Raw genomic sequence first — 13,554 nt, 5'->3', positions numbered from 1 at the left:
CTCATGGTGCTTGTTGCGCGCTATGGGGCTACGGCCGCTGGACGCTGCCGTCCTGGCCGCGCAGCAGGGCCCAGCGGTCGTGCTCCAGCGGCTCGGGTACGGGGTGGCGGCGGGCGGCGCTCTCGTCGAAGTCGACGCCGTGACCGGGCACCGCGGGCGGCTCCAGCGCGCCCCCGACGGGCACGATCGTGCCGGGGAAGACCTCGGCCACGGCCGGCGCGAACGTGGCCGCCTCCTGCACCCCGAACGCGTGACTGCTCACATCGAGCGCGAGGGTCGCGGCCTGCGCGACCGGGCTGACGTCCGCCGGACCGTGCGGGGCGAGCCGTACGCCGCGCAGCTCGCACAGCACGGCGAGTTTGCGGGCGGGGGTGAGGCCGCCCAGGGTCGGGATGCGCAGCCGGGCGAAGTCGATGTCCGGGCCGTCGAGCAGGGCGATGAACTGGGCCGGGTCGTGGAACAGCTCCCCGACCGCCAGCGGCACCGGGGACACGGCGTGCAGCCGGGCGAAGTGCCGGGCGTCCTCGGGGGCGAGCAGATCCTCCAGGAAGTACAGGCCGACGTCCTCGATCCGGCGCAGGAACTCCCGCGCCTGCCGGGGATCGAGCCGCTCGTGCACGTCGTGCAGCAACTCGACCTCGTCGCCGGCCAGTTCACGGATCCGCGCGAGGGCCTTCGGTACGGTCCGCAGATAGGCGGCCGAGTCCCAGGGCACCCGGCGCTCGCGCACCGCCGCCGCGAGCGAGGTGTCGCGGGCGGCGCCGTAGGTGTCCGAGCCGGGCACGGCGACCTGGACCCGGACATGCCGGAAGCCGCGCTCGCGTGCCGCCGTCACCTTGTCGGCGATCTCCGCCGGGTCCGATCCGTCGACATGGGTGTACGCCTCCGCGGCGCGGCGCACCCGGCCGCCGAACAGTGAGTACAGCGGGGCGCCCAGGCGTTTGGCCTTGAGGTCCCACAGGGCGACGTCGATGCCGCCGAGGGCGTTGCTCTCGACGGAACCGCCGCGCCAGTAGCCGCTGTTGAGCAGCAGGCGGTGGAGGTCCTCGATGTCGTCGGGGTCGCGTCCCTGGAGCAGCGGGCCGAGGTATTCGTCGAGTACGGTACGCACCGCGAGGGTGCGCTGGGGGTCGCTGGCGCAGCCGAGGCCGTAGAGTCCCGGCTCGTTGGTCTCCACCCGGACGATCAGGTGCGGGCAGCCGTGCGGGGCGGTGAGGAAGGTACGTACGGCGGTGATGCGGATCTTCGCGCCGCGTTCCTCGATCCAGGGGGCGGGGGCGAGGGGGGTGGCGGGGGCGTCGGCCATGGGGACTCCGGCGTTCGGGTGGGCGTATATGGTACGGCTATCCGAACGGACCCCGGGTGTGCTGTCAACGGGCTTGGGGTTGGTGGGTGGGGTGTGGGGGTGGGCGGCCGGGGTTGTCGGGCGGGTGCGGGCTGTTCGTGGCTGGTCGCGCAGTTCCCCGCGCCCCTGGCGGCGTTGGGGTTCGCCGGTCATGGGTGAGCCGTGGGTGCGGCTGGGGGCGTTCGCGGGTGCGGGTCGTATGTGGCTGGTCGCGCAGTTCCCCGCGCCCCTGGGGCGATGCGGCTCGCGGGCGTCTTTGTCGTGTCGTCGGCTTGAGGCGGCCCTGGCCTGCGCGGCGTGGCCCCTTGCCGTCGGCCCTGGCCCGCCCCTGGCCCGCGTGGCCTCGGTGTCCGGGTCAGGGTGCCGGTGTGGCGGGTCGGCGCCGACCGTCCCGGGGGCCTCAGTGCTGACCCAACCGCTTCAGCAAGGTGCGCAGTGAATGGGCCGCCTCCGTGACCGACAGGGCGATTTCCTCCGTGCGGCGGTCGTCCATGCGGGTGGCGGGGCCGGAGCAGCTGATGGCGTCGCCGCCCTGGTGGTCGGTGCCCAGGGCGACGGCCACGCAGCGCACGCCGGGGGAGCTTTCGCCGTTGTCCTGGGCCCAGCCGCGCAGCCGGGCCTCGGCGAGCTGGGCGGCGAGGGCGGCCGGGTCGGTCACCGTGTCCAGGGTGAGCTGGGGAAGCGGCCAGCTCAGCCGGCGGTCCACCTCGCCCGGCTCGAACCGGGCCAGCATCGCCTTGCCGGGGGCGCTCGCGTGGGCCGGCACCCGGTGGCCGACCGGCGCGTACATCCGCAGGGCGTGCCGCGACTCGCGCTTGGCCAGCTGCACCACGTCCGCGCCGGAGAGCCGGGTCAGGTGCACGGCCTCGCCGGTTTCCTCGGCGAGCGCGTCCAGCACCGGGCCCGCGAGCGAGACCACGTCGTCGCCCTCCAGATAGGCCGTGCCCGTCATCAGGGCCTTGAGGCCCAGGCCGTACCGGGTGCCCTGGGCGTCGACGTCGACCCAGCCGCGCGCCTGCATGGTGCGCAGCACCGCGTGCAGACTGCTCTTGGGCACCCGCATGGAGCCCGCCAGCTCGGCCAGCGAGAGCTTGGCGCCGTCCGCGCCCAGCAGCTCCAGGACCTCCAGCACCCGCGCCGCGGACTTGACCTCCTCGGGCCTGCGTTCACCCGCCGCTGCTGCCACTGACTCCACCCGAACCTCCGCTTCCCGTGCCGGTGTTCTGACGCTCGGTCAGGACGAATCTTGACCGTCTGCTTGACGCTATATCACGACGTCTCTATGTTCAGGTCACCCAACGATGTTCGGCTACCTGAATAAAGCATAGCGAGATAGCGAGGTAAGGGCGATGCCCATACGTCATTCCCGGACCGCCCGCCTGGCCGCGGCGAGCGTCGCGGCCGGCCTGATTCTCACCGCCTGCGGCGGCTCCTCGGGCTCCGGGGATTCCGACACGCTGGAGATGTGGACCTTCAAGCAGACCCACGTCGCCGCGCTCCGCGCCGCGGCCGAGGACTTCGAGAAGGAGACCGGCGTCAAGGTCGAGGTCGAGGCATACACTCCCGACGAGACGTTCGTCACCAAGATCCAGAGTTCGGCCAAGACCGGTGACCTCCCCGACGTGCTGGAACTGCACTCCGACGGCGAGGATCTGGCCCTCGGCGCCAGCGGTGTCGTCTCGGAACTCACCGACATCGTCAGCGACGACTGGCTCGCCCGCTACCCGGAGAGCGTGCGCGAGTCCGGCTACGTCAACGACGCCAAGCTCAAGGAGTCCGAGCCCGAGGACGCCAAGTTCCACGGCGTGGCGCTGGGCGACCGGCACAGCGTGCCGTTCACCATCGGCACCTTCGGCATCGTCTACGCCAACAAGCAGATGCTCGCCGACGCGGGCGTCACCGAGCCGCCCACCACCTGGGCCGGCCTCATCGACGCCCTGGAGGCCACCCACGCCAAGGACGCGGCCAACGGCGGTCTCGCCCTCGGTCTGAAGGTCCCCGACACCGGACTGACCTGGATCGCCCAGCCGCTCGCCTACTCCATGCTCGGCGAGCAGGACTACCAGGCCCTCTTCAGTGAGGACGGCTCGGTCAACTGGTCCTCACCCAACGGCACCAAGGTGCTGGAGGCGTACGACCAGCTCACCTCGTACTGGATGCCCGGCACCCAGTCCCTGGACATCGACGAGGCCGACCAGGCATTCGCCCAGGGCAAGTCCGCCTTCCTGGTCGGCGGCACCTTCACCCTGTCGTTCCTGGAACAGAGCGGCATGAACCCGGACGACGTCTACGCCTTCGGCCTGCCCGGCGCCGAGGACGGCCAGGTGCCGCAGCCGGCGCTCGGCCCGCTGGCCCTGACCGGGCTGAGCCTGTCCGCCACCTCCGACCAGCCCGAGAACGCCCAGAAGTGGATGGAGTACCTCTCCCAGCCCGAGGTCGCCGCCAAGTTCGCCGAGGGCGCCAGTGATCTGCCGGCCACCGAACTCGGCTCCGGCGACGCCGACCTGCTCGGCGACGCCCTCGCGTCGATGCTCGCCAGCTTCGACGGCACCCCGGAGACCACCTACGACCCGAGCAACCGCGCCTACTTCCCGCCCGCCTACGAGCAGGACAAGGCCGCCGCGATCCTCGTCGACATGAGCCCGCTGGACCGGCTGTCGCCCGAGCAGGCCGGGCAGAAGATCACCGAGCTGACCGACAACTACTGGGCGGAAGGCGAGTGACCACCGCACACCCCACCACCCCGGAGACCACCGGAGGCGACGGCGCCAAGCGCCGTACGCCTCCGGGCGGGGGCACCACCGTGGCGCGGCGCCGCCGCAGGATCCGCACCGAGGCCGTTTCCGGCTATCTGTTCGTCGCCCCCGCGGTGGTCCTCTTCGCCGTCATGGGCCTCTACACCACCGGCTACGGCTTCGCGCTCTCCTTCGCCTCCTGGAACGGCTTCACCCCGAACTGGAAATGGGTCGGCTTCGACAACTACGCCGACCTCCTGTGGCGCAGCCCCATCTACGCGCCCCCGGTCCAGGCCGCGGCCCTCAACACCCTCTGGGTGATGATCTTCGTACCGGTGCTCACCATCGTCGTGTCGTTCCCCCTGGCCATCCTGCTCAACCAGGCCAAGCGGCTCCAGGGCGTACTGCGCTCGATCTACTTCATCCCGTACGTCACCACCGGCGTCGCCGTCTACTTCGCCTGGCGCTACATCCTCCAGCCGGACGGAGCCGTCAACTATCTCCTCGGGCTGCTCGGACTCGGCTCCCTGGAACAGCCCCAGGGCTGGCTCGGCAACCCCGACACCGCCCTCGCCACCCTCATCGTGGTCATCGTCTGGGGCAATGTGCCGGTCGCCATGCTGCTGTACCTGACCGGACTCCAGTCCATCGACACCAGTGTGCTGGAGGCCGCCGAACTGGACGGCGCGGGCTGGTGGCGCACCAACCTCTCCATCGTCTGGCCCCTGCTGATGCCACTGACCGCGATCAACACCCTGCTCAACCTGCGCGAGTCACTGCACGGCTTCCAGACCTTCCTGGTCGCCACCAACGGCGGACCCGGCCAGCACACCAATGTCCTCGGACTGGAGACCTACCGGCTGGCCTTCCTCGAAGACCTCGCCCCCACCCTCGGCCTCGCCAGCGCCCTGGGCTGGATGCTGTTCGCGGCGGCGATGCTGCTGGCCGCGATCAACCTGCGCGCCATGAGGAGCCGAGTATGACCAGCCTTGCCACCCCGGAGGTGCGCCGGCCCACCGAACCCGGGCCGTCCAAGCGCCGTACCGACGGCCCACCGGCCGGCCGCATCGCCGCCCGCGTCGTGGTCTTCGCGCTGCTGGCCGGGTACGCCGTGGTGAGTCTCTATCCGTTCCTGTGGATGGTGTCGGCTTCCTTCAAGACCCAGTTCGAAGTGGTGCGCGGAGGGCACCTCATCCCCGAGAACCCCACCTTCGACACCCTGGTCAACACCTGGAACCAGCTCAATTTCTTCGACTACTTCCTCAACAGCGTCCTGGTCACCACCTACACCGTCGCCCTGACCCTCGCGGTCTACGCGGCGGCCGGATACGCCTTCGCCGTCCTGAGGTTCAAAGGACGTACGGCACTGTTCCGGATGTTCATGGCGCTGCTGTTCGTGCCCGGCGTGACCGTGATGCTGCCGATCGTGATCCTGGAGAACGAGCTGGGGCTGCTCGGCACCCACATGGGCCTGGTACTGCCCTTCGTCAACGGCACCGCCCCGCTGTCCGTGCTGCTGATGACCGGCGCGTTCACCGCCATCCCCCACGAACTGCGCGAGTCCGCCCGCGTCGACGGGGCCTCCGAACTGCGCATCTTCACCAGCATCTATCTGCCGCTGTCCCGGCCCGCCCTGATCACCGTCGCCCTGCTGACCGCGATCCCGACCTGGAACGAGTATCTGCTGACCCGGGTCTCGCTCAACGACCCCTCGACCTTCACCCTGCCGCTCGGGCTCCAGACGCTCGCCTCGGAGAGCGTCCCGCAGTACAACAACCTGATGGCGGGCGCGCTGATCATCGTCGTACCGGTGATCCTGCTCTTCCTCTTCCTCCAGCGCTACTTCGTCAGCGGTCTCGTCGGGGCGGTGAAGGGCTGATGCGCGTACTGATCACCGGAGCCGCCGGGCATCTCGGCGGCTATGTGATCGGTGAACTGGCCGCACGCGGCCACCACCTGGTCGCCGTCGACCAGCACCCGGTGCAGGACGCGCGCCTGGACCGGGCGCACGTCGGTGACCTCCAGGACCGGGACGTCGTCCGCGCCGCGCTGCGGGGCGTGGACGCGGTCGTCCATCTGGGCGCCATCCCGCACCCCAACTCCGACGACGACAGCAGGCTGTTCGCCACCAACTGCCTCACCGCCCACCGCGTCCTGGACGAGGCCGGGCGGGCCGGGGTGGAGCGGATCGTCGCCACCTCCAGCCTCGCTGCCGTCGGCCTGGCCTGGGCGCCGCGCCCGCTCTCGCCCCGCTATCTGCCGCTGGACGAACAGCACCCCACCCTGGTCGAGGACCCCTACGGGCTGTCCAAACTCGTGCTGGAGGAGATCGCCCACGCCACCCATCGCCGCTGGGGCACCGACATCATCAGTCTGCGCATGCCGTTCACCGGCGCCGGCACCCGGCTGAAGACCCACTTCGCCGAGGTCGCCGCCGACCCCGGCGAACACCGCGAGGGACTGTGGGGCTGGCTCGACACCCGTGACGCCGCCCTGGTGATCCGGCTCGCCCTGACGGCCAAGGTGCGGGGCAGCCATGTCATCAACGTCGCCGCCCCCGACACCTCGGCCCCCCGCCCCACCGCCGACCTGCTCGAACGCCACTTCCCCGACGTCCCCGTACTCGCCGAACTCCCCGGCCGGGCCTCCCTGTTCGACAGCACGGCCTGCGCCCGCCTGCTGGGCTTCAAGCCGAGCCGCACCCGCACGAGCTAGCACCGCGCGACCGGATGCCGACCCATCACATGCCGACCCACCGCATGCGGACCCGACCGCGTGTCGACCCGACCCTGCGCCGACCTGACCTGACCCGACCGACCGGCGTCAACCCGACTGACCGACTGACGTCGACCCGACCGACCGACGTCGACCCGACCGACTGACGTCGACCCGACCGAATTCCGACCCCGAGCACACCCACCCCCATCCCAGGAGGATGCCCGTGCTGCCCGACCTGTCCCCACGGCGAAGAGCGGTGAGCCGTCCCGCCATCGTGCTGACGGCCCTGCTGACCGCGCTGACCCTGTGGGCGCCCGTCCCCCTCGCGGGCGCGGCCAGCGACCCCGTGATGTATCCCAACGGCGTCGGCGCCGACCTCGGCCCGACCCCCGACTCCCTCGGGGTGCGCGCCGCCGCCGGGGCCGACCCGGCCGGGCTGCGCACCGGCGAGCTGGACGGCCGCGGCTACTGGCAGACCGACACCGCCGCCGGTACGTCCTACCTCACCTTCGACCTGGACGACGAGTACGTGGCGAGCCTGCCTGGCGACGACCTGGTGGTCAGCGTCACCTACCGGGACACCGGCACGGGCGCGCTGACCCTGCGCCAGGGCGCCGACGGCACCGACGCCACCCTGCCGCTGACCGGCGCCGGCACCTGGAAGACCGGCGCCTTCGACCTGACCGACGCCGACCTCACCGGCGGCAAGGACGTACTGCGGCTGGCCGGGCTCGACGGGGACAGCGCACGGGACATCACCATCGCCGCCGTGCGGATCGGCGCGGTCGGCGCGTCCGCCACCCTCGGCGCCGCTCCCGAGACCGCCCGGCTCACCCCGCGCGCCGGTGACTCCTCCGCCGGCCCGGTCATCGGCACGCACGACGGCCGCGGCTACTGGCAGACCAACCGCACCGCGCCCGCCCCCGGCGTGAACTTCCTCTACCTGAACGTCGACGACACCTACCTGTACAACAACAGCGACCGGGTGTTCGTCAGCGTCGACTACCTCGACTCCGGCAACGGGAAACTCGCCCTGCACTACGACTCCCCGGGCACCGCACTGGCCGACAAGTTCAAGCCGTCCGCGGTCTTCACCTACGGCGACACCGGCACCTGGAAGACCCACACCTTCGCCCTGGACGACGCGATCCTCACCAACCGCGCCAACGGGGCCGACTTCCGCATCCACAACGCCGGATCCTCCGTCGAAATGAAGGTCGCCGCCGTACGGGTCGCCGTCGCCCCCGGTGAACTCAAGCCCGCCCAGGGCCTCCAGGCCCTCATCGACGACGCCGCGCTCGCCCTGCACGCGGCCCGCGAGGGCGACCGCGACGGCCAGTACCCGGCCGGCGCCAAGGACGAGCTGAGCGCCGCGATCGAGGCCGCCGAGGCGGTCGCCGGGAACGAGGACGCCACCGAGGAGGAACTGCGCACCGCCCTGCACGGTCTCGACGCGGCGCTCGACGCGTTCACCGCCTCGGCCGTCAGCACCGACCTCACGGACGGCGCCGCGCTGACCGCGAGCAGCAGCGCCCCCGGCAACGGCACCGCGAACGCCGTTGACAACGATGCCAAGACCACCTGGACCAGCGGCTCCGACGGCACGGGGGAGTGGCTCCAGGCCGACCTCGGCAAGGCCAGGTCCGTCAATGAGATCCGGGTGTACTGGGGTTCGCGCTACGCCTCCCGCTTCGACGTCCAGGTCTCCCGCGACGGTCGCTCCTTCACCACCGTCGCCGAAGGGGGCGGCGGCGACAACAAGGAGTTCGGCACCCGCTTCGACACCACCACCGCCCGCTATGTCCGGCTGTCCCTGACCGGCTACGCCGAGGGCGGCAAGAACTTCACCGTCGGCGAGTTCGAGGTCCGCGGCCTGCCCGCCGTCGAAGGGAACGCGAAGCTGGTCAGCACCCGCTACCCGACCGAGACCCCGGTCGTCGCCGACTTCGACGTCCGCTCCTACGGCGCCGACCCGACCGGCCGCAAGGACGCCACCGAGGACATCCGCGAGGCGCTGTACGACTGCCAGGACGCGGGCGGCGGCACCGTCTGGCTGCCGTCGGGCACCTACCGGGTCACCGACACCCTGGAGATCTCTTCCTTCTGCACCCTGCGCGGCGACCACCGCGACCCCGACCAGGGCAGCGGCGGCTACGGCACGGTCCTGTCCGCCGACCTCCCCTCGGGTGAGGACGGCCCCGCGCTCCTGCGGATCGGCGGCAGCGCCGGCGTCATCGGACTCACCACGTACTACCCCCGGCAGAGCGCCACGGACCCGGTCCCCTACAACTACACGATCGAGATCCCGGGCCGCGGCTGGAGCGGCAACGAGAACTACATGATGAGCACCGTCTCCGATGTCACCCTGCTCAACTCCTACAAGGGCATCGGCATCAGCACCTACGCCAACGACCGTGGCGAGAGCGCCAGTTCGGGCCAGGTCCACGAGTCGGCCACCCTGCGCAACATCAAGGGCACCGTCCTGTCCGAGGGCGTGGCCGGCTACAACGGCGCCGATGTCGGCACCTGGGAGAACATCACCCTCTCCAATGCCTACTGGGCCAAGGCCCCCGCCGCCTACCAGCCGCCCGCCCGCGCCACGCTCGACGCCCACACCCGCGCCCACGCCACCGGCCTGATCCTCGGCGACCTCGAATGGGACCAGTTCTACCGGATCAGCCTGTCCGACTTTAAGACCGGCATCCACATCGTGCCCGGCCAGCGCGCCTCCTTCACCGGCAGCTTCATCGAGACGGACGTGCGCCGCACCGACGTGGCCGTACGGGCCGAGGAGTTCGACTCCCGCTGGGGATCGTCCTTCGCCTCCAGCACCCTGGAGGGCAGCGTCGCCGCCATCAGCAACGGCTCCCAGGCGTACATCAAGGTCACCGAGACCGAACTGATCGGCGCGACCGAGGGCATCGTCCACCGCCTCTCCGGCGAGGTCCCCGCCTACGAGCAGGAACCGCTGCCAGGGCCCGCCCGCGCGGTGCTCTACGACGTCACCGACGCCCCGTTCAAGGCGCCCCGCACCAATGGCGTCCTGCCCGAGCGCGACGCCACGGCCGCCATCCAGCGCGCCCTGGACCGGGCCGGCCGTGACGGCGGCGGCATCGTCTACCTCCCGGCGGGCTGGTACCGGATCGACGGCCACCTCACCGTCCCCAAGGGCGTCGAACTGCGCGGTTCCTCCGCCGTCGCCAACCGCGACCTGCTCGGCGCCAGCGGCGGCACCGTCCTGATGGCGTACGAGGGACGCGGCACCGACAGCCCCGACACCGCCACCGCGCTCATCACCCTGAGCGGCGACCGCGCGGGCGTGCGCGGACTGCGCGCCTTCTACCCCGAGAACAACCCCGCCTCCACCGAGGGCATCCAGCCCTACCCGTACACGATCCGCGGCAACGGGACCGGCACCTATGTCCTCGACATCGGCCTGACCAACTCCTGGAACGCCGTCGACATGGCCACCCACACCAACGACGGCTTCACCGTGCGCAAGCTCGCCGGTGCCTACTTCTCGCACGGCGTCACGGTCGGGGAGAGCGACGGCGGCCGCATCGAGGGTGTCCTCTCCAACGGCAACGCGGTCTCCCGCGTCGGCTACGCGCTGCCCGACTGGGTGCAGGAGAAGAACATCTTCCCGCAGGTCATCGATGTCCCCATGCGTAAGCAGGCGCAGATCGTCACCGTCGACGGGGCCACCGACCTCACCCTGCTGGACGTCTTCGGCTACGGCTTCCGCCACGGCCTGGTCGTGAACTCCGGCGAGGTCACCGCGTTCAACCTGGGCACCGACAACCTCGGCGGCGACGGCTACACCATCAAGGCCGGGGCCGACGCCGAGGTCACCGCCGTCAATGTGATGCGCTACAACGGCACCACCCTCAGCGGCCCCGCCCGGCTGATCAACGTCATGGCCATCAGCATGCTCCAGCAGACCGTACGGGCCACCGCCGAACCGGCCGACGCGGGCACCGTGACCCTCCACGGCAACGAGAGCGAACCCGGCAAGTACGAGAAGGGCAGCGTCATCACCGTCACCGCCGAACCCGCCGCCGGACAGCGCTTCACCGGCTGGACGGTGAACGGCGCCGACGCCGGAACGGAGCCGGAACTGACCCTCACCGTCGACCAGAACCTGACGGTGACCGCCCGCTTCGAGGCGGCCCCCGGGGAGGACCCGGGTGCCTGACCCCCTCAGGGTCGGCATGGTGGGCGCCGGAAAGATCTCCGGCGCCTACCTGGACACCCTGGCCCGCCTGGACCACGTACGGCTCACCGCCGTCGCCGATCTCGACGCGCACCGCGCCCGGGTGGCCGCCGAGCGGGCGCCCGGACCGGTGGCGGTCACCGGATCCGTCGCCGAACTGGTGATCCGCGACGACGTGGACGCCGTACTGAACCTGACCACCCCCGGCGAGCACGCGAAGGTGGCGCTGGCCGCCCTCGCCGCCGGGAAGCATGTGTACGGCGAGAAGCCGCTCGCCGCCGACCGGGAGGCGGCGTCGCACGTCCTCACCACGGCACGGGCCGCCGGACTGCGGGTCGCCTGCGCCCCGGACACCGTCCTGGGCACCGCCGTGCAGAGCGCGCGGGCGGCCGTCGACGACGGGCTGATCGGGACACCGGTCGCCGCCACCGCGTTCATGACCACCGCCGGGCACGAACGCTGGCACCCCGACCCCGAGTTCTACTACCGGCCGGGCGGCGGCCCGCTGCTCGACATGGGCCCCTACTACCTCTCCGCGCTGGTGCATCTGCTCGGACCGGTCGTGCGGGTCACCGGGGCAGCCTCCCGGCCCCGCGCGACGCGCGAGATCGGCAGCGGGCCCCGGGCCGGGCAGCGGTTCGCGGTCGAGGTCGCCACCCATGTCACCGGCGTCCTGGAACACGAGGGGGGCGCCCTGACCACGCTCGTCATGAGTTTCGACGTGCACGCGGCCCGGCTGCCGCGCATCGAGGTGCACGGCACCGCCGGCTCACTGTCGGTGCCCGACCCGAACGGCTTCAACGGACTGGTCGAACTCCACCGCGCCCGCGACGAGTGGCGGCCCCTGCCGGTGCGGGCCGGCTACCGCGACAGCGGACGCGGCACCGGGCTCGCCGACCTCGCGGACGCCCTCACGAACGGCCGCCCGCACCGGGCGTCCGGCGAACTCGCCGCCCATGTCCTGGACGTGATGCTGACGCTCCTGGACGCGGCCGGTCGGCGCACCTGCCTGCCGGTCGGCAGCACCTGTGAACGGCCCGAACCGGTGCCGCTCCGCTGAGACCCGGGACGGCCGGCTCCGGCGGGCCGACCGTCCCGTCCGGTCACCGGACCTGTGCCCCGCTCCCGTTCCCAGGGAGTCCGGGGCACAGGTCCGGTGGCCCTCACCGTCGTCTACCGGCGCGTCCCGGTCAGCGCAGGAGCAGCGACTGCGGGCGCACCGACAGCATGTGGTCCAGGACCAGACAGGCCGCGCCGACCGCGCCGACGTCGTCCCCCACGGCGGTGCCGGTCACCACCGTCGGGTGGGTGGGCTTCACGAACGGCGACCCGGCCACGATGCCGGGCACCACCCGCAGGAACCGGTCGGCCAGATGCGGCCAGATCGGGCCACCGAAGACGATCAGCTCCGAGTCCGCCAGGGTGGCGGCGGCGCTGACGCCCCGCCCGACCCGCTCGGCCCAGCGGTCGATGATCCCGGCGGCCACCGGATCGCCCTGCGCCCTGCGGCACAGCTCCCCCAGCCCGCTCTCGGCCTCCCGGGGACTGGCGGGCGCCGACCCGGGCGGCAGCACCCCGAGCGCCACCGCCTCGTCCACCATCGCGCGGGTGGTGCAGGCCGCGTCGAGGCCGCCGATCTCCCCGGCGTTCCCGGTCACCCCGCGCAGCACGGTGTCGTCCACGACCAGACCCATGCCGGAGCCGGTGCCCAGGTAGAAGAAGAGGAAGTCACCGGTGTGCGCCGCCGCGCCCGCCCAGCGCTCGGCGATGGCGGCGGCGATCACGTCCTTGTCCAGCAGCACCGGCAGCCCGGTCTGCGCGCCCAGGAAGTCCCGCAGCGGCACCCGCCCCCAGCCCTCCAGCTCCGGCGGGTCCACCAGCAGCCCCGCCACCGGGTCCAGCGGGCCGGGCGCGGCGATCCCGAGCCCCAGGATCCGCTCGCTGGGCACCCCCGAGGATGTGACGAGGGCGTGGATCGAGGCGCTGATCTCGGCCATCGTCCGGTCCGGGTCCACCACATGCGGGGTGGGTTCCCGGCGATGCGCGACCACCCGGCCCAGCAGATCCAGCACGACGTAAGTGATGACCGCCGGGTCCAGATGGGCCCCGATCGCGAAGCGTCCGCCCGCGTCGATCTGGAGCACGGTGCGGGGCTTGCCGCTGCCCGCCCGCCGTTTGCCGGTCTCGCGCGCGAGACCGCCGTCGATCAGCCGGCGGCAGATGTTGGAGACGGTCTGCGCGGACAGCCCGGTCGCCGCGGCCAGTTCCACCCGGCTCAGCCCACGGGACTCGCGGCGGATCGCGTCCAGGATGACGGCCTCGTTGAAGTCGCCCATCCGCGGCAGATTCGTCCCCCGCCGGATCGTCGGCGACCTGCTCTCGACGCCTCCCACAGCGGTACCTCCCCCGAGTATGCCTCCCATGGAGGGAGCGTATATCAAGTCGATTTACAAATTGAGAGCACGAGATTACGGAAAGAGACCACGGCGCGAGGGCGTGAGTACGGCGCGCGGGCCGACCCGGCGCGCGGCACGAGAAGGGGG

Annotated in this window: 9 protein-coding genes; 6 read left to right on the top strand and 3 right to left on the bottom strand. The window is 71.7% G+C overall.

The window, feature by feature from the left end:
• Nucleotides 1–28 precede the first annotated feature (28 nt).
• Together ACFRFC_RS36555 and ACFRFC_RS36550 are read right to left on the bottom strand one after the other, a co-directional pair.
• Nucleotides 29–1,306, bottom strand: coding sequence for an enolase C-terminal domain-like protein (locus ACFRFC_RS36555; RefSeq protein WP_382692303.1), 1,278 nt, complete (start codon nucleotides 1,304–1,306; stop codon nucleotides 29–31).
• 439 nt (nucleotides 1,307–1,745) lie between these two features.
• The gene (locus tag ACFRFC_RS36550; RefSeq protein WP_382692302.1) at nucleotides 1,746–2,531 is read right to left on the bottom strand and encodes an IclR family transcriptional regulator; all 786 of its coding nucleotides are present in this window, start codon (nucleotides 2,529–2,531) and stop codon (nucleotides 1,746–1,748) included.
• A 163-nt stretch (nucleotides 2,532–2,694) separates the two neighbouring features.
• Here ACFRFC_RS36550 and ACFRFC_RS36545 point away from each other — a divergent pair, with 163 nt between their 5' ends.
• From ACFRFC_RS36545 to ACFRFC_RS36520, 6 genes are all read left to right on the top strand, one after another.
• Complete coding sequence (locus ACFRFC_RS36545) at nucleotides 2,695–4,068, top strand: ABC transporter substrate-binding protein (RefSeq protein ID WP_382692301.1); 1,374 nt, start codon at nucleotides 2,695–2,697, stop codon at nucleotides 4,066–4,068.
• Nucleotides 4,065–5,063, top strand: a complete 999-nt coding sequence (locus tag ACFRFC_RS36540) for a carbohydrate ABC transporter permease (RefSeq protein ID WP_382692300.1) — start codon at nucleotides 4,065–4,067, stop codon at nucleotides 5,061–5,063. The genes ACFRFC_RS36545 and ACFRFC_RS36540 overlap by 4 nt, the downstream gene beginning before the upstream one ends.
• Nucleotides 5,060–5,959 carry a carbohydrate ABC transporter permease gene (locus ACFRFC_RS36535; protein WP_382692299.1) on the top strand — a complete coding sequence of 300 codons (900 nt, stop codon included), beginning with the start codon at nucleotides 5,060–5,062 and terminating at the stop codon, nucleotides 5,957–5,959. The genes ACFRFC_RS36540 and ACFRFC_RS36535 overlap by 4 nt, the downstream gene beginning before the upstream one ends.
• Nucleotides 5,959–6,795, top strand: a complete 837-nt coding sequence (locus tag ACFRFC_RS36530) for an NAD-dependent epimerase/dehydratase family protein (protein WP_382692298.1) — start codon at nucleotides 5,959–5,961, stop codon at nucleotides 6,793–6,795. The genes ACFRFC_RS36535 and ACFRFC_RS36530 overlap by 1 nt, the downstream gene beginning before the upstream one ends.
• Nucleotides 6,796–7,054: 259 nt before the next feature.
• Nucleotides 7,055–10,993, top strand: a complete 3,939-nt coding sequence (locus tag ACFRFC_RS36525) for a discoidin domain-containing protein (protein WP_382692297.1) — start codon at nucleotides 7,055–7,057, stop codon at nucleotides 10,991–10,993.
• Entirely contained in the window at nucleotides 10,986–12,071 is a 1,086-nt protein-coding gene (locus ACFRFC_RS36520) for a Gfo/Idh/MocA family protein (RefSeq protein ID WP_382692296.1), read from the top strand. The genes ACFRFC_RS36525 and ACFRFC_RS36520 overlap by 8 nt, the downstream gene beginning before the upstream one ends.
• A gap of 130 nt (nucleotides 12,072–12,201) precedes the next feature.
• Here ACFRFC_RS36520 and ACFRFC_RS36515 read toward each other — a convergent pair whose 3' ends face one another.
• Nucleotides 12,202–13,434: an ROK family transcriptional regulator gene (locus ACFRFC_RS36515; protein WP_382692295.1), complete on the bottom strand. Its 1,233-nt coding sequence runs from the start codon at nucleotides 13,432–13,434 to the stop codon at nucleotides 12,202–12,204.
• Nucleotides 13,435–13,554: the final 120 nt, after the last annotated feature.

The sequence above is a fragment of the Streptomyces sp. NPDC056734 genome, from assembly GCF_042790455.1.
Classification (GTDB): Bacteria; Actinomycetota; Actinomycetes; order Streptomycetales; family Streptomycetaceae; genus Streptomyces.
Note: the sequence above shows the minus strand (reverse complement) of the source record. Positions and strands in the feature narration are given on the sequence as shown.